Origin of the sequence: Clostridium sp. AM43-3BH (assembly GCF_003479985.1) — a bacterium.
GTDB classification, from domain to species: domain Bacteria; phylum Bacillota; class Clostridia; order Lachnospirales; family Lachnospiraceae; genus Otoolea; species Otoolea fessa.
On sequence record NZ_QUIH01000002.1, the window covers coordinates 463,805 to 489,438 of the forward strand.

Sequence of the window (25,634 nt, forward strand, 5' to 3'; positions counted from 1 at the left end):
ACTGTTTTTTATACCGGTTTTTAAGCGGAAAGTGCTGGAAATACTTACAGTACCTTATATCCCTTCGATGTCAGGCAGATGCTGACCTCCCTCACATCGTCCGTGTGAAGCACCATAACCGGCTTGCCAGAATCACGATTGAAGGAGAGATACAGGTAATCTACATTGATATTGCTCTCTTCGAGGGAAATTAACAGACGGTTGAGTGCTCCGACCTCGTCATCCAGTTCGACGCCAAGCACCTCTGTCAGACGACAGAGATAACCAGCTTCCGCCAGCACTTTCTCCGCGTGCTCTGGATTAGAAACAACCATACGGATAATACCGTACTCCGCACTGTCATTCGTGATCGAACCCCAGATGTTAATATTCTCCTTCTGAAGAAGGGATGTAATATTCTGTAAACGTCCTTTCTTATTCTCTGCAAAAATAGATACCTGACTCAGCATATGAACCTCCTACCGTTCTTTTCTTTTAATTTAACACTGTAAAGTGTTACGCTTTTATCTGTTAAACAGTATACTCATTTCCATTTCATCTGTCAATGCTTTTTCCGCTTCTTTTCCAATAAATCAGCGCATCTTCCGTCGGCCCGCTGTAATAATTCTTCCGAACCGCCTCTTTCTGAAAGCCATACGCCTCATACAGCGCAATCGCCGGGGCATTGGATGCACGCACCTCCAAGGTGATATCCTCGACGTTTTCTTCCTCTGCTTCCCTTAACAGCCGTTCCATCAGAAGCCGCCCATAGCCGCGCCCCCGGCACGCGCCGTGAACCGCGATCCGCATCAGCTCGCCTTCCCCGGCAATGACGCGGAAATTGCTGTAGCCACAGACGGTTTCATCCTCTTTCAGCACCCAGGCTTTATCCCAGCTGCTCGTCAGCAGATCCTGTAAAAGCTTCTCCGACCATGCATCCGAAAAGCATTCCAGTTCCAGTGCCCGGACCGCAGGAAGATCCCCCGGCTGTAAATCCACTATCTGAACACAAAGCTCTTTTTGCGTTCCCGTTCCTGCCGCCATTATTTCTTCTCCACGACCACAATACCGGCTGCCAGCTTATCCATCTCGCCCTGACGCTCTGCGACCTCGCGCTCGCGCTCCGCCTGCGATTTCCGCAGATAATCCGGCTTATGCTCGGCTGCCGTCTCGGTCTTTCCCTCTGCCAGATACACTGCGCCAAGCGCTGCCACCGCCGAAGCTCGCTGACGGCTCGCCTGTGCCGGTGCAAACGAATACGGCACCTTCATCTCTTCCTCGATCACCGCCCGGTTGACCGGCACACCGTCCCCCAGGAAAATCACGCGCTCGCCGCGCTCATTTAACTCGGCAATCAACGCATGGATATCCGTAATGCACTGTTCTTTCACAATCTCGAACTTCTCTTCATACCGATAGAGCCCCGTGTACACCTGCTGCCGTCTCGCATCCAGCATCGGGCAGATGAGCGCCGAAGCCCCGTACAGACAATATCCCATCGCATCCATCGTCGGCACATGGATCAGCGGCTTCCCAAGCGCCAGTCCCAGTCCTTTCGCTGTCGCAGAGCCAATCCGAAGCCCCGTAAAAGAGCCCGGACCGCCGGATACTGCGATTGCATCGATGCTTTCCAACGGCACCTCCAGCATTTTCACAATCTCATCAATCATCGGAAGAAGTGTCTGCGAATGCGTTTTTTTCAGATTCACCGTATATTCCGCCGTGATCACATCATCCGTAACAATAGCAACCGATGCCACCAGGGATGCGCTTTCGATTCCCAAAATTCTCATTTTCTCTTTCCTCCTGTCGCCGGCTACTGCTCGTTTACTGAAATTTTCCGGTAATCAAAGCCCTTTTCCAGATCTTTTTCAATTGTGATCTGGATCGGATGTTCCGGCAGGATCTCGCGGATGCGCTCCGACCATTCGATCAGGCAGATGCCCTCGCCGTAGAAATAGTCCTCATAGCCAATCTCATCCATCTCGTCCACATCGCCGAGACGATATACATCAAAATGGTAGAGCGGCAGGCGCCCATCGTCGTACTCCTGCACGATCGTGAAAGTCGGGCTGTTGACCGGTTCCTGAATTCCAAGTCCCGCGGCAAACCCCTGCGTAAAGACCGTCTTTCCCACGCCCAGATCACCATTCAAACAATACACCTGCCCTGCCTGCGCTTCCATTCCAAGCTTTTTTCCAAACGCATACGTCTCTTCCGGGCTGTTTGTTTCTATCATCATGCTCGAATTCCTCTTCTCTTTTCCTGCGGCAGATTTCTTGTAAGCATACTGAGAAAAATCTGCTCCTCCGAACCTCTGAACACGCGCTTCGGCATCAGGTACGCCTTGTCTCGACCCAGGTAAAGCACATATATTCCCGCGATCTTTTTCACTTTTACCAGCTTATCCCAGCTGATCTCACCCTTGCCGTTCGCCTGGCGGGCACGGATGCCCTCGTCTCCAATGTGAAATACAATCTCAGCTCCCGTTTTCGCATCCCGGGCGGTGCGCTCTGCCTGTTTCCAGATTGCAAAAATCTGAAAGCCTGTCAAGGCAATCACTCCCAGAATCACCAGATTCGTCACCTGCGTTCCCAGACGTTCCTCGCTGGCTGCCGCTGCAATAATAACGAGCACCGTCAGTATGATGCATCCGATTCCACGCAGTCCCGCCCAGAAATTGTACATCGAATAAATAAAAATCTCTTTTGGCTGTATTTTTACACGTAAGTCCATTTTATCTTCTCCCTAATTTTCTATGCCTTATCCGCCGCCCCATTCCAGTCAGCGCTCCTGCATCCTATAACCAACGGCTGAATCTGCCGTGGTTTACTTCGTCTCCCGGATTTTCATCGTCAGCGAAATGCGCTTCTTCGCCACATCAACCGCCAGCACCTTGACCTCCACGATATCCCCGACGCTGACCGCCTCCAGCGGATGCTTGATATAGCGGTCTGTCATCTGGGACACGTGAACCAGACCATCCTGATGCACGCCGATATCCACAAACGCACCGAAATCAATGACATTCCGCACGGTTCCTTTTAAAATCATGCCCGGCTTCAAATCCTTCATTTCCAGCACATCCGTGCGGAGAATCGGCTTCGGCATCTCCTCACGCGGGTCGCGCGCCGGTTTTTCCAACTCGCTCACGATATCGAGTAAGGTCGGCTCGCCGATCGAAAGCTCTTTTGCCAGCTTTGCCGTATCCGCGATCTCCTTGCGGATATTGCGGATGCCGCCCGCCGCGATCTCCTTCGGATCATGTCCAAGCTGCTTTAAAAGTGCCTCCGCTGCTTTATAGCTCTCCGGGTGCACACTCGTCGCATCGAGCGGATTCTTGCCGCCCTGGATCCGCATAAATCCGGCGCACTGTTCATACGCCTTCGGTCCCAGCTTCGCCACCTTCAAAAGCTCACGGCGCGTTGAAAATGCGCCATTCTCCTCCCGATATGCCACGATATTTTTCGCAATCGTCTTGTTAATGCCGGAAATATAGGCGAGCAGCGGCGCCGATGCCGTATTCAGATCCACGCCGACCTTATTTACGCACGTTTCCACCACGCCCTGCAGCGCCTCGCTTAAATTTTTCTGGTTCATATCATGCTGGTACTGACCGACTCCAATGGATTTCGGATCAATTTTTACCAGCTCCGCCAGCGGATCCTGCAGGCGTCTCGCGATCGATGCCGCACTTCTCTGTCCGACGTCAAACTGCGGAAATTCCTCCGTCGCCAGCTTACTCGCCGAATAAACCGACGCGCCCGCCTCATTGACGATGACATACTGGACTTTCTCCGGAATTTCTTTTAAGAGTTCCACGATGATCTGCTCAGATTCACGGCTTGCCGTACCATTTCCCACTGAGATCAGGGAAATGCCGTACTTGCGGATCAGCTTTTTCACGATCTCCTTCGACTCTTCCACGCGGTTCTGCGGTGCGGTCGGATAAATGACCGTCGTATCGAGCACCTTTCCCGTCTCATCCACAACTGCCAGCTTGCAGCCCGTCCGGAATGCCGGATCCCAGCCGAGCACCACGCATCCTGCAATCGGCGGCTGCATCAGGAGCTGTTCCAGATTCTTGCCAAATACCTGAATCGCGCCGCTCTCTGCCGTTTCTGTCAGCCCCGTGCGGATCTCGCGCTCGATGGCCGGTCCGATCAGGCGGCGGTAGCTGTCTAAAATGACCTCTTCCATCGCGCGCGCCGCATCCCCATCCGGGCGGATAATCAGCTGTTTCTCCATATACCGGACAATCTGCTCCTCCGGCGCTATAAGCTTCACGCTCAGAATCTTCTCTTTCTCACCGCGGTTGATCGCCAGCACGCGGTGTCCCGCCAGCTTTTTGACTGGTTCGGAAAAATGATAATACATCTCGTACACCGACTGTACCTTCTCATCCTTCGCGGACGCCTCCAAAAGACCGTCCTGCATCGTCTTTTTACGTGCGTAGTTGCGGTACTTTGCCATCTCGCTGATCCGTTCAGCCAGAATATCACGCGCTCCTTCTATTGCCTCTGAAACATCTGCAACGCCCTTTTCTTCCGACACATACTTCGCCGCTTCCGCCTCCAGGCTGCCGCCCGCTTCCTGCTTGTAAATCCAGACCGCTAACGGTTCCAGCCCTTTTTCACGGGCAATTCCGGCACGGGTACGACGTTTCGGGCGGTACGGAAGATACAGATCTTCCACTGCCACCAGCGTCGCAGCCTCGCGGATCTGTTTTTCCAGCGCCGGCGTCAGCTTCTCCTGGGCGCGGATCGCCCCGATCACCTGCTCCTTTTTATCCTCCAGATTCCGGAGATAGCGCAGACGCTCATCTAACTGGCGCAGCACCTCATCGTTCAGGGAACCGGTTGCCTCCTTGCGATAACGCGCGATGAACGGGATCGTGTTTCCCTCATCGATCAGTTTGACCGCCGCTTCGACCTGATTTTTCCCTATCTGAAGCTCTTCTTTTAATGCCTGTATAATATCCATGCAAAAACTCTCCTTCAATATCAATGCGCTGTTTAATCATACCATTCCAGCGCATATTTCGCAAGTCAATGCCTAACTGGACAAGCAGCTTTATTCATGATACACTTTTATCGGATTCAATCTGCCGGATTGGCATAGATTTTGTTTTGCCCTATTTGGCGGCTGTCTCTAATTTTCAGAAAAGGATGTAGCTGTTTTCTTTTTTCACAGTTATGAAAGGATTAGATATACGATGAGTTATTACGATGAAACACCTTCTCCGAAGGAACATTCAGATACAAATGAAACCCGGAGCAATCGTTCGCGCCGCTATGCCACGATGTCAATGATGTGCGGCATCTTCGCATTTTTCTCCCTGTTTTTGAGTTTTTCCGCCGCGATTCTGCTCGGAATGTCGGCGAATGTACTGTTTGTCCTATCCAAGGAGGAAGGACAGCCGCGGCGCGGCAGCGCAGTGGTCGGGCTGATACTGGGAGTTATGTCTACCATCTTTGGAGTAGTTGAGTTTTTCTGCCTGATCCAGGTGTACCATATGATTACGGATCCGCAATATGCGCCGTTTTTTGATCAGGCAATGGAGTTGTATGAGAGTTTGATTGGTCCGTTACAATAAAATGATTGGCAAGAGGACCTTTTTCTGTGTATTTCTTGCGTTAAAAAGCACACCGCGTCATGAATGACTTTGGCGTGCTTTTTACTTTATATCCTATTTTGTATAGCGAATCGTCTGGCGGATATCTTCCTCGAATGCCGCTGCCAGTTTCCGGAAGCGTGCTTCGGTCATTTCTCCGGTTATGACCGCAAATTCGTCCATCTCCGGGAGTTCGATGGTTTCTGCTTCACCGAAGGCTGCACGCACATCGGCAAGTTTGTCGGCTGATTTGCCTGCCAGTCGGAGGAAGTAGCTGAAGGTTACTTCGCCCATCGGTGCAACTGGCTGTTTTTCGTCGGTCCAGCCGGTCGGGATGTTGTCTTCCATGTGTCCGGCGATCTCTACGATGTCGCTGACGACTGCGCTGGCGGTCGGGAGTTTTCCGGCGCCGCTGCCGTAGAACATGACGGTTCCAAGTGTATTGCCGCGAACCATGACTGCATTGTATACGTCATTGACTGCAAAGAGCGGATGATCCGGTCCGATCATCATCGGGCATACATAGACGCTGGCTTTATTGCCTTCCATGCGGCTGGTTCCAAACAGTTTAATCGAAGTTCCCAGCTTTGCCGCATATTTGAAATCAGTATCGGTAATCTTTGTGATGCCCTCGGTCGGCACATCTTCGTAATTTACTTCTTTTCCAGTTGCCAGTGAGGTAAGAATCGTGATCTTGCGGCAGGTATCGTAGCCTTCTACGTCTGCCTCCGGGTTGCGCTCTGCATATCCGAGTTCCTGCGCTTTCTTCAGGGCTTCCTCAAAGGTCTGACCTTCTCTTGCCATCTTGGTAAGGATGTAGTTGGTTGTACCGTTTAAGATACCGCTGATTTCCTCGATCTTCTCGCCTGCAAGAGACTGGGTCAGCGGACGCAGAAGCGGGATGCCGCCGCCTACGCTGGCTTCGAAGAGGAAGTTTAAGTTCTTCTCGCGTGCAATCGCCAGAAGCTCGGTGCCGTGTGCCGCTACAAGTGCCTTGTTGGAGGTCACAACGTGCTTACCGGCTAACAGGCACGCTTTTGCAAACTTGTATGCCGGATTGACGCCGCCCATCGCCTCTACAACGATCTCTACGTCTTCGTCTTTTTCAATGATCTCAAAATCATGAACAATCTGCGCTTCGTGCGGATCACCCGGAAATTCACGCAGATCCAGAATATATTTTACTGCAATCTCTTTGCCGGTTTTTTCTGTGATTTTGTCTTTGTTGGTTTCTAATACTTCTACGACTCCGGAACCAATTGTTCCATAGCCCATCACTGCTACCTGAATCATAATCTTTACTCCCTGGCTATAATTTTTACGTTGTGTACTCCCGAATTTTCTTCCATCTCTTCGACCATATGCGATATATTTCCGGTATCCGAACGGACTTCCACGCTGAGTGTCAGCGTCGCCACATTGTTGACCGGAATACTCTGATGAATCGTCAGAATATTTGCCTTGTAAATCGCTACGATATGAAGAAGATCCGATAAAAGTCCCTGTTCATCATCCATCTGCAGCACCATGGTAATCGTTTTGCCCTTGGCGTTGTCGTAAAATGGAAAAATATCGTCCTTATACTTATAAAAGGAACTCCGGCTGATCCCAAGCTGGTCGGTCGCCTCCTGAATCGTCATCGCCTTTTCCGACGCAATGAGCTTCTTCGCTTCCGCCACCTTCAAAAGGACTTCCGGCACTGCTTTCTGCTTTAACAGATAATACTTTGTTTTTTCTTCCATTCCATCTCCGCTTGTGTACGCACCAGAAATACATTTGTGTTTACCAGAAAGATATTATCACATTTATTGACACTCTGCAATCTATTTCTTTCATTATAGTCGAATTGTATCTGTAAAAAAACAGCCCAAACTGACGGCACTCGACAGAGCGCTTTCTTCTCCGTCAAACTTTTGTGCCGCCAATCCAGGCTGTTTTATCTTCTTTTATGCTTCTTCTGTCTTCTGGTTTTTCAGGCTGATCCACTTTAAATACGCACTGATAAACAGATCAATATCACCGTCCATCACCGCGTTCACATTGCCGTTTTCCGCGTTTGTCCGGTGATCCTTGACGAGCGTGTACGGCTGCATAACGTAGGAACGAATCTGATTTCCGAAGTTGATGTCCTTGACATCGCCGCGGATGTCGGACAACTTCTCGGCATTTTCCTGTTGTTTGAGCAGGTACAGCTTTGCCTTTAACATCTGCATCGCCTTGTCCTTGTTCTGGAACTGGGAACGCTCATTCTGGCACTGTACGACGATACCGGTCGGCAGATGCGTGATACGGATCGCGGAGGACGTCTTGTTGATATGCTGTCCACCGGCACCACTCGAGCGATAGGTATCGATCCGCAGATCGTCCGGATTAATCTCCACATCCAGATCTTCTTCAATATCCGGCATGACATCACAGGAAACGAACGAGGTCTGACGCTTGCCAGCCGCGTTGAACGGGGAAATACGGACCAGACGATGGACACCTTTCTCCGATTTCAGGTAGCCGTAGGCATTTTCGCCGTTGACCTGCAGTGTGATGGACTTAAGTCCCGCCTCGTCGCCATCCAGGAAATCAAGCACCTCGGTCGTAAAGCCCTTTTTGTCCGCCCAGCGCTGGTACATACGATACAGCATACTGCACCAGTCCATCGCCTCGGTACCACCCGCGCCCGCGTTCAGCTTGAGGATCGCGTTGCAGCCGTCGTACTCGCCGGACAGGAGTGTCTTTGTGCGGAGTTCTTCCAGCTCTTTGACGAACTCATCTAACATCTCCTGAATCTCCGGAATCATCGCCGGGTCATTTTCCTCATAGCCCATCTCAATCATGACCTGGATATCCTCATACTGCTGTTCAAGGTGCTTGTAGCCATCCACGGTATCTTTGAGATTTTTCGCCTCACGGACCGTCTTGGTCGAGCGCTCCGGATCATCCCAGAAGCCCGGTTCTTCCATTGATTTGTCAAGCTCCGTGATGCGGCGCTCCTTATTTTCCAGATCCAGGGAATCCTTGACCTCTTTCAGCGTCTCATCGTAGGTTGATAACGTATACTTAAACTGATCTAATTCAACCATGCTCTCACCTTCTCCATTCTCATCTATCTGCTGCCATTTTTCTCAACGGTTCAGCATTCTTTCAGTTATATTTTGTTACGGATCACACACATATAGACCGTAACTCTTTTTTATATTTGGAAAAATTCCCGGAACCAGGTATTTCGCCATAGTTTCGGGAATTTTCTGCACAGACTGCTGCAAAATCACAGCAGCCTGCCTTCTTTCATCTATTAATTCTTCGCGTACAGCTTCCGTCCACAGCACTGTTTGTACTTCTTGCCGGAACCGCATGGGCACGGATCGTTCGGGTAAATCTTCTTCTCCTCACGCTTCTTCGGTGCCTGCACGGTGCTGTCGTCACGGTTGGTTCCCGTTACCTTGGCAGCCGGTTCACGCTCGACCTTCTGCTCTGCACGGATGTGGAACAGAATACGGACGGTATCCTCACGGATCGCTGCCGTCATGCTGTCGAACATCTCATAGCCGCTCATCTTATACTCAACCAGCGGGTCTCTCTGACCATACGCCTGCAGACCGATGCCTTCGCGCAGCTGATCCATATCGTCGATATGAGCCATCCACTTTGCATCAACCACTTTCAGAAGGATCACGCGCTCCATCTCGCGTACCTGTTCCGCGCTTGTAAACTCTGCCTCGCGTGTCTCATAAAGCTTCGTTGCCGCCTCTTTGAGCATATGTTTCAGCTCATTTTTCTTCATATGCTGCTGATCTTCCGCCAGCTGAATCGGCTCTAACGGGATAACCGGAAGCAGCAGGGAATTTAACTCGGACAAATCCCACTCAGCCGGTTCCTGCTCATCAGAGATGGACATATCTACGGCGTTTTCTACGATATCCGTGATCATCTTCATGATAACGGAACGCATATTCTCGCCATCCAGTACACGGCGGCGCTCTGCGTAGATTGCCTCACGCTGCTCGTTCATAACCTCGTCGTATTTTAACAGGTTCTCGCGGATACCGTAGTTGTTGGTCTCGATCTTCATCTGTGCCTTCTCGATCGCCTTGGAAAGCATCTTGTGCTCGATCTGCTCATTCTCCGGTACGCCCATGGCGTTGAACATATTCATCAGACGCTCAGAACCAAAGAGGCGCATCAGATCATCTTCCAGAGACAAATAGAAACGTGATTCACCCGGATCGCCCTGACGTCCGGCACGACCGCGCAGCTGGTTATCAATACGTCTGGACTCATGACGCTCTGTACCGATAATCTTTAAGCCGCCCAGTTCTCTGGAAATCTCATCCAGCTTGATATCCGTACCACGACCTGCCATATTAGTCGCGATCGTAACGGCACCGTGGATACCTGCATCTGCTACGATCTCAGCCTCCAGCTCATGGAACTTCGCATTTAATACCTTATGCGGAATGCCGCGTCTTGTCAGCATCTTGCTCAGAAGCTCGGAAGTCTCGATCGTAATGGTACCAACCAGAACCGGCTGTCCCTTTTCATGGGCTGCTGCCACTTCCTCGACAACCGCATGGAATTTCTCTTTTTTCGTCTTATAAACCGCATCCTCGTAATCAATACGCTGTACCGGGCGGTTCGTCGGGATGGAGATAACGTCCATCTGGTAAATGTTACGGAACTCCTTCTCCTCAGTCTGTGCCGTACCGGTCATACCTGCTTTCTTATTGAACTTATTAAAGAAGTTCTGGAACGTAATGGTAGCCAGTGTGCGGCTCTCACGACGCACATGTACATGTTCTTTTGCCTCAATCGCCTGATGGAGACCATCGGAATAACGGCGTCCCGGCATGATACGTCCGGTAAACTCATCGACAATCAGAACCTCGTCATCTTTTACCACGTAGTCTTTATCGCGGAACATCAGGTAGTTGGCACGCAGTGCCAGAATGATGTTGTGCTGGATCTCCAGGTTCTCCGGATCCGCCAGGTTTTCGATGTGGAAGAAATCTTCGACCTTCTTCACACCAGCCTCGGTCAGGTTGACTACTTTATCTTTCTCATTGACTACGAAATCGCCTGTCTCCTCGATCTCCTCGCCCATGATGGCTGCCATCTTGGAAAATTCTGCTGATTCCTCGCCCTTTTCCAACTGACGTGCCAGAATATCGCACACCTCATAGAGCTTCGTGGACTTGCCGCTCTGTCCGGAAATGATAAGCGGGGTTCTCGCCTCATCGATCAGGACGGAATCGACCTCATCGATGATCGCATAGTCCAGATTCCGCATAACCATCTGCTCTTTGTAGATCGCCATGTTGTCACGCAGGTAATCGAAACCAAGCTCATTGTTGGTAACGTAGGTAATATCACAGTTGTAAGCTTCCCGGCGCTCGTCGGAATTCATTGAATTTAAAACCACGCCGACCGTCAGACCGAGGAATCTGTGAACCTCGCCCATCCACTCTGCATCTCGTTTTGCCAGATAGTCGTTGACGGTAACGATGAATACACCCTTTCCAGCCAGCGCATTTAAGTACGCCGGTGCGGTGGAAACCAAGGTTTTACCCTCACCAGTACGCATCTCTGCGATACGTCCCTGATGCAGGACGATACCACCAATCAGCTGAACCGGGTAATGCTCCATATTTAATACTCGTCTCGCCGCCTCACGCACGGTTGCAAATGCCTCCGGCAGAAGGTCGTCCAGCGTCTCGCCGTTCGCAAGGCGCTCTTTGAACTTGCGCGTATTGTCGCGCAGTTCGTCATCCGATAAGGCAGTCATCTGCTCGCGCATACCTAGAATCTTATCCACGATCGGGCGGATCAGCTTCAGCTCACGTTCGCTGTGGGTACCAAACACTTTCTCTATCAGATTCATGCTTTTCTCTCCTATTTCTTACATTCTAAATCTAGTTATTTTATTTCATTCCATCATAAATGATATGTTTTAATACATAAAGATCATATAGGCATAGTTATACAATCTTATTTATTTTAACACTAACGGGAATTTTATTCAATGATTTCATTATTTTTTTACATTTACGCTGCGCACGCGCCCGGCTGAGATAACCCGAACCTGCCGTACCCGGAAAATCCCAGCCATAAAACAAGATCCTCCATACATGAACAAAGGGACCTGCTTACCTCGCTTTCAGCATGGTAAACAAATCCCTGTTTCTATGAAATATATCCCTGAAAATACCTATTTATTATTTTGCTTTTTTCAGCTCCTCAATTCCCCCGCCTGCTTCCAGAATCCGGGAAAATTCTTCTTCTTTTGCCGCGGACTTCTCCGCTTTTTCAAGCACTTCCTCGACAAGCTCATTCGGAACGATGCAGACACCGGAGCCGTCTGCCACGATCAGATCGCCCGGCATGACAAGGCAGCCGCAGAGGCTGACCGGTCCGTTCACTTCTGCACACTCCATGCGGTATTTTCCGGTCATCGGCGTCACGCCGCAGGAGAATACCGGGAAATCCATCCGGCTGATCTCCTCCGTATCGCGGCAGCTTCCATAAGCGATGCAGCCTGCAAATCCACGTACTTTCGCCAGATGGCAGCTCTGGCCACCGATATTGGAATACTCCAGATTGCCTCCGAAATCCGACACCAGCACATCGCCCGCCTCGCCCAGGTAGAAAATATCCTTCGTGGACATCAAAATCTTATCTTTGTCTCGCTGTCCCTGCGTCGCCGTCTTGCGGGACGGGATGCTGCGGACCGTGACAGCTGTTCCCACCAGGCGTGAGCCTGCCTTGACTGGCTTTAAGCAGGTGTTTGGAACAGCACCGTGAATGCCGTAAGTATCCAGAATGTCCGATACAGCCGTACTCATATCTTCCAGCGCATAGTAGCGGTCAATCACCTCTTTGCTGGTACGTGGAATCTGAATCTGCACAATCTTTTCGCGCGGAACTATTCCCCAGATGCGCCCTTCTGCCTTATATGTTTCATAATCAGCGTCTCTCTGCGTCTGCATTTCTTCTATATTCATAGACTCTCTTTCCCTTTCTTTTAAACTATTTCTCACGTTTTGGCTGTTTCAATCTTTCACGACTGATTATACGCCCGCAGTCCCCTCCCCATCGGGCATCCGGGATTCCGGGCGTACAGACAGGATTCAGCGTCTACTCACAATACTCACAAGCAACCGCCCGCTTCCCATTTTTATTTTGTGTTTTTATAAAAGTTAATCAAGCTTCCCGCCAGCAGAACTTCCTTCTCCGCCTCGGTCACATCCTTGAGATCCAGCATAAGCTTCCGGCTGCTGCCGTCTGTTCCGATAACAGTTGCTTCAAATTCCTTTGCACCCTTTTCAACTGCTTCACGGATACCCGGCAGATATACATACTCGCCAGCTTCCAGATTAATTTCCGCCTCATCGCAGGTAAATGGCAGGATACCCCAGTTGACGCAGTTGCTGCGGTAACGCTTGGTTGCGTACTCGATACAGATGTCAGCCAGACCGCCAAGCACCTTCTGACAGCTTGCTGCATACTCGCGAGCTGAACCATCACCCGGACGTTTTGCATACAGTACGGAACCAATACCGGTTGTCTGCATCAGCTCCTCAAGCGATGTTGTAACGCCAGCTGCCTGCAGTACCTGATAAAATTCACCAGCCTTAGCGCTGTCACCAGCCAGACGAGCTTTCTCATACTCCTGTGCCGCTTTCGCACGGCCAACATACTTCGGATCCTTACGAATCAGGGTAAATTCTGAAATCTTGTACGGATTAGAACGATAGGAGGCTGTCTCACCGGACGGAATCAGTTCGTCTGTGGTTGTCACTTCGTCACGGATTACGCTGGCTACCTGTAATAACAGATTTTCTTTTAACGGCTCCATCTCCGGCCAGTCCTTGATGGACGGTCCATAAACGATCTCTGTCTCCGGTTTTGCTTTTCCAAATCCATTGTATACAATGTTCTCGTAAATGTGCTCATTGAATTCATAGGATGGTGTTTCAAATACAACCGGGCAGTTCTCTGCAGAGGTTAAATAGCCGCCATTAAATGCAGTTGCCGCGATTGACTTGGAATCCATCAGTGCAACCGATGCGATCTGACCGGTTGCCGGGTTGCTTCCCTCACGGTTCGGGAAGTTACGAGTGCTATGACGGATACAGAAATCATTGTTTCCAGGTGCATCCGATGCGCCGAAGCACGGTCCGCAGAATGCTGTCTTCACACGCACCCCATATCCCATCAGGTCATTTAAGACACCGATTTTGTTTAACTCATACATAATCGGCTGAGATGCCGGATAAATATTGAATGGGAAGGTTCCCAGTCCTTTGTCCATCTTCTTCGCGATCTGGTCAACCGCATAGATATTTTCGAAGGAACCGGCTGCACAGCCTGCGATCGCCGCCTGATCAACCTTGATCTTGCCGTCATGAATCTTGGAGCAGAGATCCAGATGAATATCCTTGTTATTCTCGAAAACACGCTCTGCCTCTTTTTCTACCATCTTTAAATATTTCTCCGGTTCAGCGATGACATCTGCCAGCGGATATGCATTGCTTGGATGGAACGGAAGCGCAATCATCGGAACGATCGTATCCAGATTTACCTCTACTACGCCGTCATAGAGTGCTACATTGCCCGGAACCATCTCCTTGAAGCCCTGCGGACGCTTGTGAATCTCAAAATACTCTTTTACCTTATCATCCGTCGCCCACACAGAAGACAGACAGGCAGACTCGGTTGTCATCGTATCAATACCGTTTCTGAAATCCATTGAGAGGCTGTGTACGCCCGGTCCAATGAACTCAAGGACTTTATTCTTCACAAAATTATTCTTAAATACCTTGCCGATGATGCTCAAAGCCACATCCATCGGACCAACCCACGGCTTCGGGGTACCGGTTAAAAGAACGGCAATCACACCCGGATAGTCGATCTCATAGTATTTTCCCAGCATTGCCTTTGCAAGCTCCGGACCGCCTTCGCCGATAGAGACAGAACCCTGTGTACCATAACGGGTGTGGGAATCGGATACAATCGACATATCGCCGGAGTTAACGATCATCTCACGCATGTACTGATGGATGACTGCCTCATGCGGCGGAACGAAGATACCACCGGATTTGCGGCAGGCAGATTCTGCATATTTGTGGACATCGGTGTTAATAGTACCTCCGACTGCACACAGACAGTTATGGCAGTTTGTAAATACACACGGCATCGGGAACTCTTTCAGACCGCTTGCGTAAGCTGTCTGGAGAATGCCGACGTAGGTATTGTCATACACACCCATAGAATCAAACTGGATTTCCAGATGTTCCATATTGTCTGAGTGATTGTGTTTTGAAAGCACCTGCCAGGTCAGTGTTTCTTTCTTTGCTGCTTCTTCAGAAAGCTTTGCAGCTTCCTCTGCACTTGCAATGTGATCGTTATTTATAATGAATTGTTTTCCCTCATGTAAGGTTACCATATATGTACTCCTTTCGTTACGATTCGTGCCAATCGAATCATTCTCATTTTTCTGCTAAAAATCGGCTTTTCAATTCAAAAATATCTCGTTTTTTTCTCTACCGGGTCTTAAATACTATGCAGACTGGGCTCTCCGTTTCTACTACCACCGGATTTTCCTGTAAACTTCCATTCTCATTTCTCTTGAAGCATACAATGGTGTCTGTTACCTCATTGGCTGCAACAACCCACTCTCCATCCGGACTGACAGTCAGAAATCTTGGCTGTTCACCGCCGGTCTTAATGTTCTGCATCCAGCTCATCCGGCCTGTCTCAGCGTACAGATGGTACACGCTCACGCTGTCATGCTTGCGGTTCGATACGTACAGGGTCGTTCCCTCTGCATCCATATCGATAGCGCTCGCCCAGCCGTCTCCGGCATAGTCCTCCGGCAGACTCGTCAAAATCTGCATCGGCTCCAGCGTTCCCTCGTTCTCATCAAACCGGTACGCCGCTACCGTGCTGTCTTTCTCATTCACGCAATAGCAGAAACGATTGCTCGGTGCAAATACGCAGTGTCTCGGCTCTGCCCCTGTGCGTCCCTTGATGGCAAAATGCTCTCTCAGTGTTCCTTCTGTTCCGTTTGTTTCAAATAATGTAATTTTTCCGACACCCTGAAGCCTTCCCTGGGATGGAACTGCCAGCCAGCGTCCGCTCCGATCAAGCATCGTCTGATGCGGATGGGAAATATAACCCGGACCGCCGTTACCGGAAATGAAATACAATTCCTTGATTTTTCCAAGACTTCCATCCTTCAGCACCGGAATCAATGAAACTGCACCGGTCTGTAAATTTGCCACATACAGCCATTTTCCGCTTCTGTCAAGCACCAGATGCACCGGATTCGTTCCGTGTGTGCCCACTGTATTGCAGTAGACAAGATTTCCATCCGGCTGGATTCGATAAGCGCTGACTTCGCTGTAATCACCATGAATGGTATACAGCATGTCCTGTGCTTCATTCAGACAAAAATAGGACGGATTCACCGGACCTTCTAAAAGTCCAACCGGTTTCCAGGTTCCATTTTCTATCTCAAAAATACGGATGCCTTTGCCGCGGGCGTTGCGCTCCTTGGTGGTGCGGCATCCTACATATGCGAACTGTTTCATGGTAGATTCTCCCTATCCTTTCCTTAAACTTCCACTTAACGATTGTTCAGAAACCTGCCTGTTCCATTTTCAAAACCAAATCCATTCAAAATGGCATTCCGGTTTCTGAACTTCCGCTTTCTCCTCTTGGCTCTGTCAATTATCCAACAAAACTTGTCACTCCGATAAAGGTCAGTACACACACAATCACAACGACCGTCGCGGACAGCGCGAACAGAGTACCGAACATCTTCTGCTGCTCCTTATCGCTGCAGTCCGTCTCCTGTGCATAGCTTGCCAGAATCAGGCTGCCGCCGGTTGAAAGCGGGCTGATACCTGCAACGGTTGCGCTGCACACGATTGCAGTGATAATCTGCATGACGGATGCACCGCCCACCTGGGATGCGATATCCGGAACCGTCGGAATCAGAGTCGGGAATACAACGCCGTTTGCACTGGAGAACCAGGACATTAAGCCTGCCGTAAAGCCCATGATCGAACCAGCCGTCCGCTTCGTCATAAAGGATGCCAGGATGGAGGAAAGCAGGTCGATGCCGCCCATTGTCTGGGTAATATTCATCAGGACATTGACGCCTGCAATCAGAATCAGAACACTCCACGGAATCGCCTTGATCGCTTTTTTCTCATCTGCTGTACCAAGTAAAATCAGAATCATTGCCAGTGTGAAGCAGAGAAGTCCTACATCATAGGAGAAGCCGACAACCAACACAACCATGATTACCAGAGCAATCAGGCTGAGCCACTGATTCCGCGTAAATTTCTCCACCTTTTTCTCGCCGCTCTCTGCATTTCCGCGCAGCTTGTAGCCGCCTAAAAGGATATACATCGCAACTGCACAGACAAAGTTGCTGACGCTGACACCGATGAAAATATTGTTGATGGAACCTTCAATTCCCATCTCTGTCATCATATCACCTACGATAATACCTGTCAGGGCAATCGGGGAAGCCGTTCCGCCGACCGCACCGAGAATCGCCATGACACCCATCAGAATCGGACTTACCTTCATCTGTACTGCCAATGCGACTGCAAAAAGGACGGTAACCGACTGCACGCTGATCGCGCCCGGTCCGGCTGCAGATAAACCAAAACTAACTACATAAATGATAATCGGTACTAAAAATAAATGTTTCCCGCAAAGTCCTATTAGACGATCCGATATCTTTTCCAGAGTTCCATTCTGCTGTAAGAGGCTGAAAAACAGCATCGTTCCGAGCAGGGTTGCAAACAGCTTAAATGGAAATCCTTTATAGATATCTGACGCACCTATGCCGCCAATTTTTCCCAGTATCAAAGCCAGACCGAAGCAGACCAGACCTACATTTGTTTTCTTCACAAATCCAAGTACAATCGCCCCAATCAGGCATCCAAGTGCTACTACCTGAAGTCCCATAATCATTCTCCCTCTTCTATCTTGTGTTTGTTGCCAGGTTACCTTTATTCTTTTACGACGTCCATTGCAATGTGGCAAAGCTTGCTTTTTTACTTTTCCAGCTATCTTCCATTTTCATTTCTTGCATTAGTCTCTCACATACACCCAGCCGTCCATGATACGTCTCGCCGTCCGTGTCACGCCGCCCTTGATGACTTTTTCGCCGTCCATCTTAACATCCACTTCGGTCACGCCACTCGCATGTCCCAGACGGATAATATCCTGATCCGGCGCCGGGTTGACAATCTCATTGACGATTGTGCCTGAAATCCGTGCTGCTGCGCCTGTTCCGACTGCTACAGTCATCGGGTACGCCTTGTGAAGTGCGCCGACCGAGATCGCCCGGCAGCAGAGATCCATCGTATCCGCTTTTACTTCATTTCCATCCATATTGATGTAGTCTTGCGGAGCAGAGACGATGGAAACCTTCGGAGCCGACGTCGATTTCGTCCGCGCGTCCTCCCAGTTCTCCACGAAACCGCATTTCACTGCCGCCATGCCGCGGATACGCTCGATGTGTTCCATCACATCTTTATTCTGATTCAGTTCCGTAAGCTCGGATCCCTTAATTCCCAGATCCGATGCTTTGATAAATACCATCGGGTTCGAACAATCAAGTACAGTCACTTCCGCCGGACCATATCCCGGTACATCGAATACCTCTTTTTTCTGCCCGGTCGGGAACAGCTTTCCGGTCTTGGAACCAGCCGGATCCTCAAAATACATATCGATGCGGGAACCTGTTCCCGGAACCCCCTGAATCACCTCGTCGCCGTGTACCATCGCATGGCCATCCTCAACGCGGACATGTTCCTCAATGATCTTATTGGTGTTCGTATTTAACACACGCACCACCGTGATCGGCTCAACCGCCGGAACCAGACCTTCATCAATCGCAAACGGACCAACCGCCGATGAGATGTTTCCGCAGTTTGCACTTCCGTCCACTCTCGGAATCACGATATCCACCTGACGGAATGTGTATTCCACATCCACGCCCGGCTTGTCGGACGGTGCAATGATCGCAATCTTGCTGGTCGAAGAAACCGTTCCTCCCATGCCGTCAATCTGCTTCACATCCGGGGTACCCATGACTTTCAGGAAAATATCATCCCAAAGACTCTTATCCTCCGGCAGATCCTTCTCGTGGAAAAATACCGCTTTGCTGGTACCTCCTCTCATGTAGACACATGGATATTTTTTCATGTACATAATTCTCCTCCTTCTCCTATAATGCTTATTTTCATTGAACCTTCTTTTTTGTTTCACTGCTTCTATGTTGTGTTTTTACTTTCACATCTGCAGCTGCCCTTGTGCTGTGTTTTGAACGGAGTTTTCCTTGGCTCCTGCCCTGTATCGCACGAAATTTTCAGTTCAGAAAATCCCCACCTGTGAACAGTTACAAATTCCTGCTGCCACCACGTTTTCTTACGGCACTTTCGGTTCCAAAAGTGCCTACCTGTGAACAGCAACCAACTTACTATTAATTTTTTCTTATACATACTATAACTCATTGCCCCATCCGCTGTAAAATGGTATGATCTTATCAAACTTCATAACGATTTGGAATGATAAGGAGTTCGATATGGATAAACGTGACTATGAACTGCTGCTGGCGCTCGACCAGCACAAAAATATAACAAAGGCGGCGCAGTCTCTCTATATGACACAGCCTGCCATCACCAAGCGGATTCAGAAGATGAAAGAAGAACTGCACTGTCCGCTGCTCATCCGCTCCAAGCGCGGCGTGCTCCTCACCCCGGCAGCCGAAAGCCTGCTGCCCTGCGCCCGCACGATCCTAAAAAATATGGAGCAGATGGAAGAACTCGCTGCCGCCAGCCAGGACTATATCTGCGGCACGCTGCGACTCGGCTGTTCTCTGAACTACGCCCACTACCGCCTCCCGGCAATCCTCAAGGACTACACAGACCGCTATCCCAAAGTAGAGGTGCATATCACGACCGAGCAAAGCCGCCAGCTCTACAAGATGCTTTGCAAAGAAGAAATCTCCCTCGCCATCCTGCGCGGCGAATATAACTGGGACGGCAAAAAGATTCTTCTCGCCTCCGAACCCATGTGCCTGATCTGCAGCCGCGAGGACGCAGGGCGTCCTCTGACCGACTATCCGTACATCAGCCACAACACCGACTCCGGCTTAAATTCCCAGCTTTTCTCCTGGTTCGAAGCGCGTGGACTGACCGGCATCCGACGGAATTTCCAGATCGACAGCATCGATACCTGCAAGGAAATGGTGCGGTATGGGCTTGGCTGGAGTATCCTGCCGTCCATCTGCCTGAATAATTTTGACGGCTACACCGAGGCACTTTTCTGGCAGGATGGCACACCCTTTGTCCGCAATACGTATCTGCTCTGCCAGCCCACCAGTGATCGGCTTCCGCAGGTCAAGAAGTTTCTGGAACTTCTCTAAATGCCACCCTGCTTCGCTCCCGTTCAGGGTGCCTGCTGTAAAACGCCGCCTCCTTGCCTACCCAGGTAAAACGTTTTTTCTTCTGCCATCCCGCCAACTTTATGGTAAACCAGACAAGTTGCACAAAATATATGTTCGACTTTCTTATTGTCCACATTATCCACATTTTGTCCCCAGTTTTGTGGATAAGTTTTGCACACCCATTTTCTCCCTTTTTTAGGGAAAATGGAGTTTTACACCGACTTATCCACATTATCCACAATTTCCATCTGTTCACGAAGCCCCCGTTTTCCCCGGCGCATTTTGATTTCTTTTTTGTTCAGATCTCATAAACTTGCATATTTCTTCCAAAAATACAAGCAGATCTATTGACAAATGAAGAACCCTCGCATTGCCTCCAAACCCCCGTTTTTCCTAGCTTTTTCGACCTTTTTCTGTTGCAAAAACACACCCATTCCGCCCTATCCTGCAAGACTCTTTTTTAATATTTCATTGTCCGCCGCACAAACCGCGCACAACTCCCTTATAAAACAACAGTAATTCGTGAAAAATCAAACGACACAGTATTTCGACCTGTTTTCCAATTAATTGTGTTGACAATTTTGCGAAAAAGGTTGAATTTAACATCCAAAAGTGGTATACTATAGCCATCCCAATAAAAAGGAGCGATGATTATGCGTTATAAGATTACTGGAAGAAATATCAATGTTACCCCGGGGTTAAAAGCAGCTGTAGAGGAGAAGATCGGAAAGTTAGAGCGATACTTTAATCAGGACACCGAAGTGAATATCACACTTACGGTTGAGAAAGATCGTCAGAAGATCGAGGTTACCATCCCTGTCAAAGGCACCATCATCCGTGCCGAGCAGGAAAGCAACGATATGTATGTATCGATTGATTTGGTAGAAGAAATCATCGAGCGTCAGCTCAAAAAATATAAGAATAAAATCGTAGACAAGAAACAGGCAGCCGTTGCATTCTCTGACCTCTTCATAAATGAAGAGTATGATTCCAACGACGAAGTAGATATCGTCAAAGTAAAGAAATTCGCTATGAAGCCGATGGATCCGGAAGAGGCTTGTGTACAAATGGAACTTTTAGGACATAGCTTCTATGTATTCCTGAATTCCGAAACCGAGCAGGTCAATGTTGTTTACAAACGTAAAGGCAACACCTACGGATTGATCGAACCAGAATTTTAATTCATCGCTTCGTACTATAAGTAGACAAGTTTCCTGGCAAAAAGGGGAGCTGCCATGTGGCAGTTCCCCTTTTTGCATTATGTTAAGTTCCATTCATATTCTATTTCTTTTCTTAAAACAGACCCGTGATCCGTCCATTCTCATCGACATCGATCTTCTCTGCCGCCGGCACCTTCGGAAGTCCTGGCATCGTCATGATATCGCCGGTCAGCGCTACGATGAAGCCTGCGCCCGCGGATACTTTCAGGTTGCGGACAGTTACCGTAAAGTTCTTCGGTGCGCCGAGCAGCTTCGCATTGTCCGAAAAGCTGTACTGCGTCTTCGCCATACAAATCGGATAGTTAGCAAATCCAAGCTCAGTCAGGCGTTTTGCCTGTTTCTTTGCTGCATCCGTGAGTACAACGCCGTCGCCGTGGTAGATCTTCTTCACGATCGCATCCAGCTTCTCCTCGATGGTTGTATCGGTCTCGTAGCAGTAGTGGAAATTGCTCTCAGTCTCGCACAGGCGGATGACTTCTTTTGCCAGCTCCTCGCCGCCTTCGCCGCCTTTCGCCCATACTTCGGACAGAGCCACATTGACACCGACCTCATGGCACTTGTCCTCGATCAGCTTTAATTCTGCCTCGGTATCCATTGGGAAGCGGTTGATCGCTACGACACACGGAAGTCCATATACCTTGGTAATATTTTCTACATGCTGCATCAGGTTCGGAAGTCCCTTCTCCAGCGCTTCCAGATTCTCTGCGTTTAAGTCAGCCTTCGCCACGCCGCCGTGATGCTTCAGAGCACGTACCGTCGCTACTACAACGACCGCCGACGGTTTCAGCTCTGCCATCCGGCACTTGATATCCAGAAATTTCTCCGCACCCAGGTCGGCGCCGAAGCCAGCCTCTGTGATCGTGTAATCACCCAGCTTTAATGCCATCTTTGTCGCAATGACGGAGTTACATCCATGCGCGATGTTCGCGAACGGACCGCCGTGGATAAATGCCGGTGTATGCTCTAAGGTCTGTACCAGATTTGGTTTCAGGGCATCCTTTAAAAGAGCCGTCATCGCGCCCGCTGCTTTCAGATCACCGGCAGTGACCGGTTCCTCGTCATAGGTATAACCTACGATAATCTTGGAAAGGCGTTCTTTCAGATCCGTAATATTGCGTGCCAGGCACAGAACTGCCATGATCTCGCTGGCAACCGTGATGTCATATCCGTCCTCACGGGTCACGCCATCCACGCGGCGTCCCAGACCATCTACGATGTTGCGGAGCTGACGGTCATTCATATCGACAACACGCTTCCAGGTAATACGCTTCGGATCGATGCGGAGTGCATTGCCCTGATAGATATGATTGTCCAGCATCGCTGCCAGCAGGTTGTTTGCTGCGCCGATCGCGTGGAAATCACCGGTAAAATGGAGGTTGATATCCTCCATTGGAATGACCTGTGCATATCCGCCGCCAGCTGCACCACCTTTGACACCAAAGACCGGTCCCAACGACGGCTCACGAAGCGCTACGGTTACCTTTTTGCCAAGACGTTTCAATCCGTCTGCCAGACCGACCGTGGTCGTGGTCTTTCCTTCTCCGGCTGGAGTCGGGTTGATCGCGGTCACCAGAATCAGTTTTCCATCCTTGCCCTCGGTCTCCTTCAGAAGACTGTAGTCTACCTTTGCCTTATAATTTCCATACTGCTCCAGATACTTCTCGTCTACGCCTGCTGCCTGTGCAATCTCACCGATTTTCAGTGGATTCGCTGCCTGTGCAATCTCAATATCTGTCATCATTACTCCTGTACCTCCCTGTTTTTGCGGTTTTGCCTGTTCCGGTCAGTTTCCACACAGTGAATGTTATCTGCTTTATCTGCTGTAAAGATGATCCCCCCCTGTGAATTTCCCAGAAAGGCTGTGAATGTTATCTATTATATACTGTGTCTGACAATTTGGAAAGACACAAAATTGATTTTTCACAAAAAATTGCATCCGATTCCAGTTTTTCTACTCTTTTCTCAAGTTCTGATACATAACTTTCGTCCTTGATCGATGCCAGATTGATCTTCACATTAAAGAGGGCACCCACAACCGCTGTCCGGGCTAACATCGCCGCAATCAGACCGTCAGAAACGGCACCTTTATTGCCTCTCTTTACGACCGCTTCCGCCATCGGAAAAATCTTTGCCGCTGACTCCGCAATCGCAAGCGGCGCTTCGGTTGCCTCTTTTAACCCCTGCTGCAGGGCGGCAGTGCGGATTTTTTTCTCCTCCTCCGTCTCCTTCGGAAGCTTCAGCGCTCTCATATATCCATTGAACGATTCGCTGTCCTTTTTGATCCCTGCCAGCAGCTCCTCATGCAGCGCAGCGCCCTCAGCTGCCAGCGCCTGCATTTCCTCCTGCACCCCGGCATATTTTTCCTTTCCGATGGTCAGATTTGCCACCATTTCCATCAATGCCGCACCCAGCGCTCCCACCATCGCCGACACGCTTCCGCCGCCCGGTACAGACGCCTTCGAAGCAGTTTCTTCTACGAACTGGTTTACGGAAAGTTCTCTTAATTCTGCCATGATTTTTCTCCTTTTTTATGAAAAAGAATGTGCCTTGGCACATTCTCGCGCCTCGCGCGGTCGCCTGCGACATAATTCTTCTTCGCGCGAGTGCACACATTTTCCTATGAAAATGAAAAAATACCGCAAAATTGCTTGTCTCACCGATCAGAAATCTTCTGCCCCGCTGGCAACGTAATTTTGCGGTATTCCCACCGCGCCCTACGGATATGAAATCGTTCCGTAAGAACCGATATACTCCTTTATCTGCGTTTACTAATTTAAGAATGAAACTGCCTTACACGGTGTTCGGTAGTTAGACGGCGAAATCTTGATGCCGCTCTTTGCCGTACTTGCGTGGATAACCTGTCCATTGCCTATGTAAAGTGCTACGTGATTGATATAATTGCCGCTCGCATAAAAAAGCAGATCGCCCGGCTGTACTGCGCTGACCGCAACCTCCTTGCCCTTTGCCGCCTGATCTCTCGAGCTTCGTCCGGTTGAAATACCGAAATGTGCAAATACACTCATTGTAAATCCGGAACAGTCCGCGCCGTTTGTCAGACTGGTTCCGCCGTATACATACGGATTTCCAAGGAACTGCTTTGCGTATGCCACAACCGCAGAACGAGTAGCATTTGTTACTTCATTTCCAGAAGAGGACGTACCGCCTGTGCCTGGTCCGCCGCCCGGTCCAACGCCGCTTGCAGTGGTCGCTTTCGTCGCTGCCGCGGTAGTCGGCGCTTTCGTCTCAGCTGCCTTTGTCGTCTCCTTGGCTGCCGCTGTCGTCCCAGCTGCCTTGCTTTCGCTCGGATTCGCCTCTATTGTTCCGCTGTAGGAAGTCTCCGATGCTTTGGTCGTCTCTTTGGCAGCTGCCGTGGTTTCCTTCGCCGCTGCCGTGGTTTCCGCTGCCCTCGACTCTTCCTCGGCTTTCTTCTTTACCTGTTCCAGGTTCTCGATCGCCGCATTCGCTTCCTGTTTCAGTTTTTCTTCTTCAGCTTTCTGCTGCTGTTCCTCAGCTACGGAAACTGCCTGTTTAAAGTCTACCTGTGTCGTAATATAATCTTTATACACATATCCGACCAGATCATTATCGACGGAAATCTTGGCAAAATCGCCCTCTTCTCCGATCACCTCATACTCTGCATCGGCAGAAAGAAGATCCAGCGTCTTGCCCTCTAAGCTCGGCGTCTCTCTCAGGCGAAGCGTAGAGGTATTTGTAACCTTCGCGTAGGTTGTGCCGACCTCCCTGGCAATCTTGGACGCCTCCTCGCCAGTCACAAAATACTGTGCTTTAATATAACCGGTCACGGACCCCGACTGGATATGGTACCATTTGCCGCCCTCGCCGTCCACCGTGTCCAGAATCGTCGCCGCACAGTTATTGTAAATCTTTCCGACTACCTCGCTGCTGGTGCTCGCCTGTGCGCGCACATTGACATAATTGGTCACACGGGAAATCGCGATATTATCGTAGATCGACTTGGACATCGCGCGGACAACCGCCTCAGTCTCGCCAGTTGTCTCCTTTGGCTGGGCTTTCGTCTCTGCTGGCACCTGTGCCGGTTTGGCCGTCTGCGCGCCGCCTGCCACGCCTGTCTGACCGGCTCCCGCCACTGCCAGAACTTCTTTAGAAGCAAATGCCTCCGCCAGCTCTTTTTCCGGGTTCAAGCTGCTCGCATAGTAATTATTGATCGCCACTGACGCACCAGCGACCGGGGCATCCGTCTCCAGATTCATCGCCGCCTGGGCGCTCATCTGTCCCGTCCCTGCCATCACAAGGCACGCTCCTGATGCTATCAGAAATTTCAGCGTTTTTCTCATAAGAACCTCCTACTCTTCTGTCCGTTCTGTTCCGTCGTTTTATC

The 25,634-nt window shown here is 50.0% G+C and carries 21 protein-coding genes; 3 read left to right on the forward strand and 18 right to left on the reverse strand.

Annotated features, from left to right (window positions below):
- Positions 1-44 precede the first annotated feature (44 nt).
- From DW931_RS05505 to DW931_RS05530, 6 genes are all read right to left on the reverse strand, one after another.
- The gene (locus DW931_RS05505) at positions 45-449 is read right to left on the reverse strand and encodes an ACT domain protein (protein WP_022360619.1); all 405 of its coding nucleotides are present in this window, start codon (positions 447-449) and stop codon (positions 45-47) included.
- Between the two features lie 85 nt (positions 450-534).
- Positions 535-1,023, reverse strand: a complete 489-nt coding sequence (gene rimI / locus DW931_RS05510) for a ribosomal protein S18-alanine N-acetyltransferase (protein ID WP_107001379.1) — start codon at positions 1,021-1,023, stop codon at positions 535-537.
- Positions 1,023-1,772, reverse strand: a complete 750-nt coding sequence (tsaB, locus tag DW931_RS05515; protein WP_117796084.1) for a tRNA (adenosine(37)-N6)-threonylcarbamoyltransferase complex dimerization subunit type 1 TsaB — start codon at positions 1,770-1,772, stop codon at positions 1,023-1,025. Before tsaB ends, rimI begins: the two co-directional genes overlap by 1 nt.
- 23 nt (positions 1,773-1,795) lie before the next feature.
- Positions 1,796-2,221 (reverse strand): tRNA (adenosine(37)-N6)-threonylcarbamoyltransferase complex ATPase subunit type 1 TsaE, encoded by a 426-nt coding sequence (tsaE, locus tag DW931_RS05520; protein WP_022360622.1) that lies wholly within the window; start codon positions 2,219-2,221, stop codon positions 1,796-1,798.
- Positions 2,218-2,715 (reverse strand): YcxB family protein, encoded by a 498-nt coding sequence (locus tag DW931_RS05525; protein ID WP_107001377.1) that lies wholly within the window; start codon positions 2,713-2,715, stop codon positions 2,218-2,220. Before DW931_RS05525 ends, tsaE begins: the two co-directional genes overlap by 4 nt.
- 93 nt (positions 2,716-2,808) lie before the next feature.
- Positions 2,809-4,962: a Tex family protein gene (locus DW931_RS05530; protein WP_118468413.1), complete on the reverse strand. Its 2,154-nt coding sequence runs from the start codon at positions 4,960-4,962 to the stop codon at positions 2,809-2,811.
- A gap of 232 nt (positions 4,963-5,194) precedes the next feature.
- Here DW931_RS05530 and DW931_RS05535 point away from each other — a divergent pair, with 232 nt between their 5' ends.
- Entirely contained in the window at positions 5,195-5,575 is a 381-nt protein-coding gene (locus tag DW931_RS05535) for a hypothetical protein (RefSeq protein ID WP_118468415.1), read from the forward strand.
- A gap of 93 nt (positions 5,576-5,668) precedes the next feature.
- Here the strand turns inward: DW931_RS05535 and DW931_RS05540 are convergent, their stop codons facing one another.
- From DW931_RS05540 to DW931_RS05580, 9 genes are all read right to left on the reverse strand, one after another.
- The gene (locus DW931_RS05540) at positions 5,669-6,886 is read right to left on the reverse strand and encodes a homoserine dehydrogenase (protein WP_117796088.1); all 1,218 of its coding nucleotides are present in this window, start codon (positions 6,884-6,886) and stop codon (positions 5,669-5,671) included.
- Between the two features lie 5 nt (positions 6,887-6,891).
- The gene (locus DW931_RS05545; protein ID WP_107001373.1) at positions 6,892-7,335 is read right to left on the reverse strand and encodes an ACT domain-containing protein; all 444 of its coding nucleotides are present in this window, start codon (positions 7,333-7,335) and stop codon (positions 6,892-6,894) included.
- Between the two features lie 204 nt (positions 7,336-7,539).
- Positions 7,540-8,667 (reverse strand): peptide chain release factor 2, encoded by a 1,128-nt coding sequence (prfB, locus tag DW931_RS05550; RefSeq protein WP_117796089.1) that lies wholly within the window; start codon positions 8,665-8,667, stop codon positions 7,540-7,542.
- A gap of 212 nt (positions 8,668-8,879) precedes the next feature.
- Positions 8,880-11,462: a preprotein translocase subunit SecA gene (secA, locus tag DW931_RS05555; RefSeq protein ID WP_118468417.1), complete on the reverse strand. Its 2,583-nt coding sequence runs from the start codon at positions 11,460-11,462 to the stop codon at positions 8,880-8,882.
- A gap of 334 nt (positions 11,463-11,796) precedes the next feature.
- A complete protein-coding gene (locus DW931_RS05560) occupies positions 11,797-12,582 on the reverse strand; it encodes an RraA family protein (RefSeq protein WP_207663859.1) in 786 nt (261 codons plus the stop codon).
- A 173-nt stretch (positions 12,583-12,755) separates the two neighbouring features.
- Positions 12,756-15,026: a hydratase gene (locus tag DW931_RS05565; RefSeq protein ID WP_118468419.1), complete on the reverse strand. Its 2,271-nt coding sequence runs from the start codon at positions 15,024-15,026 to the stop codon at positions 12,756-12,758.
- A gap of 97 nt (positions 15,027-15,123) precedes the next feature.
- Positions 15,124-16,173: a lactonase family protein gene (locus DW931_RS05570; RefSeq protein WP_118468420.1), complete on the reverse strand. Its 1,050-nt coding sequence runs from the start codon at positions 16,171-16,173 to the stop codon at positions 15,124-15,126.
- Between the two features lie 139 nt (positions 16,174-16,312).
- Complete coding sequence (locus tag DW931_RS05575) at positions 16,313-17,566, reverse strand: SLC13 family permease (RefSeq protein WP_118468422.1); 1,254 nt, start codon at positions 17,564-17,566, stop codon at positions 16,313-16,315.
- Positions 17,567-17,692: 126 nt separating this feature from the next.
- Positions 17,693-18,811, reverse strand: coding sequence for a PrpF domain-containing protein (locus DW931_RS05580; RefSeq protein ID WP_207661056.1), 1,119 nt, complete (start codon positions 18,809-18,811; stop codon positions 17,693-17,695).
- 379 nt (positions 18,812-19,190) lie between these two features.
- Between DW931_RS05580 and DW931_RS05585 the strand changes: the two genes are divergently transcribed.
- A complete protein-coding gene (locus tag DW931_RS05585; protein ID WP_118481927.1) occupies positions 19,191-20,033 on the forward strand; it encodes a LysR family transcriptional regulator in 843 nt (280 codons plus the stop codon).
- A 674-nt stretch (positions 20,034-20,707) separates the two neighbouring features.
- Positions 20,708-21,235 carry a ribosome-associated translation inhibitor RaiA gene (gene raiA, locus DW931_RS05595; protein ID WP_022360630.1) on the forward strand — a complete coding sequence of 176 codons (528 nt, stop codon included), beginning with the start codon at positions 20,708-20,710 and terminating at the stop codon, positions 21,233-21,235.
- A 112-nt stretch (positions 21,236-21,347) separates the two neighbouring features.
- Here raiA and DW931_RS05600 read toward each other — a convergent pair whose 3' ends face one another.
- The 3 genes from DW931_RS05600 to DW931_RS05610 all read right to left on the reverse strand — a co-directional run bounded on the left by DW931_RS05600 (position 21,348) and on the right by DW931_RS05610 (position 25,590).
- On the reverse strand, positions 21,348-23,015 hold the full coding sequence (locus DW931_RS05600) for a formate--tetrahydrofolate ligase (RefSeq protein ID WP_118468428.1): 1,668 nt from the start codon (positions 23,013-23,015) through the stop codon (positions 21,348-21,350).
- 127 nt (positions 23,016-23,142) lie between these two features.
- Positions 23,143-23,787 carry a cyclodeaminase/cyclohydrolase family protein gene (locus DW931_RS05605; protein WP_118468430.1) on the reverse strand — a complete coding sequence of 215 codons (645 nt, stop codon included), beginning with the start codon at positions 23,785-23,787 and terminating at the stop codon, positions 23,143-23,145.
- Between the two features lie 255 nt (positions 23,788-24,042).
- Entirely contained in the window at positions 24,043-25,590 is a 1,548-nt protein-coding gene (locus DW931_RS05610; protein WP_118468432.1) for an SH3 domain-containing C40 family peptidase, read from the reverse strand.
- Positions 25,591-25,634: the final 44 nt, after the last annotated feature.

What these genes read in the sequence shown, in the direction of transcription:
- raiA (WP_022360630.1), top strand. Translation starts at nt 20,708, where the DNA reads ATGCGTTATAAGATTACTGGAAGAAATATCAATGTTACCCCGGGGTTA.
- DW931_RS05540 (WP_117796088.1), bottom strand. Translation starts at nt 6,886, where the DNA reads ATGATTCAGGTAGCAGTGATGGGCTATGGAACAATTGGTTCCGGAGTC.
- DW931_RS05560 (WP_207663859.1), bottom strand. Translation starts at nt 12,582, where the DNA reads ATGAATATAGAAGAAATGCAGACGCAGAGAGACGCTGATTATGAAACA.
- tsaB (WP_117796084.1), bottom strand. Translation starts at nt 1,772, where the DNA reads ATGAGAATTTTGGGAATCGAAAGCGCATCCCTGGTGGCATCGGTTGCT.
- DW931_RS05565 (WP_118468419.1), bottom strand. Translation starts at nt 15,026, where the DNA reads ATGGTAACCTTACATGAGGGAAAACAATTCATTATAAATAACGATCAC.
- DW931_RS05575 (WP_118468422.1), bottom strand. Translation starts at nt 17,566, where the DNA reads ATGGGACTTCAGGTAGTAGCACTTGGATGCCTGATTGGGGCGATTGTA.
- prfB (WP_117796089.1), bottom strand. Translation starts at nt 8,667, where the DNA reads ATGGTTGAATTAGATCAGTTTAAGTATACGTTATCAACCTACGATGAG.
- DW931_RS05585 (WP_118481927.1), top strand. Translation starts at nt 19,191, where the DNA reads ATGGATAAACGTGACTATGAACTGCTGCTGGCGCTCGACCAGCACAAA.
- DW931_RS05535 (WP_118468415.1), top strand. Translation starts at nt 5,195, where the DNA reads ATGAGTTATTACGATGAAACACCTTCTCCGAAGGAACATTCAGATACA.
- DW931_RS05580 (WP_207661056.1), bottom strand. Translation starts at nt 18,811, where the DNA reads ATGAAAAAATATCCATGTGTCTACATGAGAGGAGGTACCAGCAAAGCG.
- DW931_RS05530 (WP_118468413.1), bottom strand. Translation starts at nt 4,962, where the DNA reads ATGGATATTATACAGGCATTAAAAGAAGAGCTTCAGATAGGGAAAAAT.
- rimI (WP_107001379.1), bottom strand. Translation starts at nt 1,023, where the DNA reads ATGGCGGCAGGAACGGGAACGCAAAAAGAGCTTTGTGTTCAGATAGTG.
- tsaE (WP_022360622.1), bottom strand. Translation starts at nt 2,221, where the DNA reads ATGATGATAGAAACAAACAGCCCGGAAGAGACGTATGCGTTTGGAAAA.
- secA (WP_118468417.1), bottom strand. Translation starts at nt 11,462, where the DNA reads ATGAATCTGATAGAGAAAGTGTTTGGTACCCACAGCGAACGTGAGCTG.
- DW931_RS05525 (WP_107001377.1), bottom strand. Translation starts at nt 2,715, where the DNA reads ATGGACTTACGTGTAAAAATACAGCCAAAAGAGATTTTTATTTATTCG.
- DW931_RS05600 (WP_118468428.1), bottom strand. Translation starts at nt 23,015, where the DNA reads ATGATGACAGATATTGAGATTGCACAGGCAGCGAATCCACTGAAAATC.
- DW931_RS05605 (WP_118468430.1), bottom strand. Translation starts at nt 23,787, where the DNA reads ATGGCAGAATTAAGAGAACTTTCCGTAAACCAGTTCGTAGAAGAAACT.
- DW931_RS05610 (WP_118468432.1), bottom strand. Translation starts at nt 25,590, where the DNA reads ATGAGAAAAACGCTGAAATTTCTGATAGCATCAGGAGCGTGCCTTGTG.
- DW931_RS05570 (WP_118468420.1), bottom strand. Translation starts at nt 16,173, where the DNA reads ATGAAACAGTTCGCATATGTAGGATGCCGCACCACCAAGGAGCGCAAC.
- DW931_RS05505 (WP_022360619.1), bottom strand. Translation starts at nt 449, where the DNA reads ATGCTGAGTCAGGTATCTATTTTTGCAGAGAATAAGAAAGGACGTTTA.
- DW931_RS05545 (WP_107001373.1), bottom strand. Translation starts at nt 7,335, where the DNA reads ATGGAAGAAAAAACAAAGTATTATCTGTTAAAGCAGAAAGCAGTGCCG.